This is a genomic window from Rhodoferax sp. GW821-FHT09E07, assembly GCF_059416145.1.
The window spans coordinates 1-976 of the sequence record NZ_JBWKOP010000017.1 but is presented as its reverse complement, the minus strand read 5'-3'; the positions used below and the strand labels follow the sequence as shown (position 1 = coordinate 976).

Annotated in this window: 1 protein-coding gene; it reads left to right on the top strand. The window is 59.9% G+C overall.

Going from position 1 to position 976, the window contains the following annotated elements:
• A partial coding sequence (locus AC07OE_RS20320) for an IS3 family transposase (RefSeq protein WP_495072375.1) occupies positions 1–976 on the top strand: 976 nt, incomplete at both ends.

Here is a 976-nt window from a genome sequence, read left to right as displayed (position 1 = left end):
CGAACGGCAGTCCGATCTGCCCGTGGGCTATGCAGGTCGGCCGCCCAAGTATTCGCAGGCACAGAAGCAGGCAGCTATTGCACACTACCTCGCGCACGATCGCTGCATTGCCGCGACGATGAGGGCATTGGGCTACCCAGGTCGGGGAACGTTGACCACCTGGATTCGCGAGGCAGTTCCTGAGAGTAGGAAATCCGCCGTTGGCAGTGTCGGCCGGCGAAGGTACCCCGAGGCACTGAAGCAGGCGGGGGTCATGGAGCTTTGCGCGCGGCAGGAAGGTGCACAAGCCGTGGCAGAAAGGCTGGGCGTTTGCAGGCCGACACTGTACAACTGGAAGAACCAACTACTCGGGCGCGAGGCGCCCGCATCCATGAAACGCCACAACCACCCACCGCCAGCACCAGAGCGAGCGGAACTCGAACGACAGCTCGAATCCCTGCAACGCGAAATCCGGCACCTGCAGCTGGAACGCGATCTCTTGAAGAAGGCCAATGAACTGCTAAAAAAAGGCCTGGGCGTCGATCTGCAACTCCTGACCAACCGGGAGAAGACATTGCTGATTGATGCCCTCAGAGCGCGCTATGGCCTGCCAGAGCTCCTTGCACAGTTGGGTATTGCGCGTAGCTCGTACTTCTATCATCGCGCCCATACGATGGTGGGCGACAAGTATCTCTCGGTGCGGCAAGCCATGACCGATATCTTTGAGTCCAACCATCGCTGCTACGGCTACCGCAGGTTGCAGGCCTCACTGACCAGGCAGCACGTCACTGTCTCCGAGAAGGTGGTGCAACGGCTGATGAAGCAGGAACGCCTTGTTGTGGCCAGGCCCAAGCGGCGCAGGTACGCGTCCTACCTTGGTGAGATCAGTCCAGCGCCTGAGAACATCATCAACCGGAACTTCCAGGCTGCGGTGCCCAACGAGAAGTGGCTCACGGACATTACAGAATTCCAGATCCCTGCGGGCAAGGTGTACCTG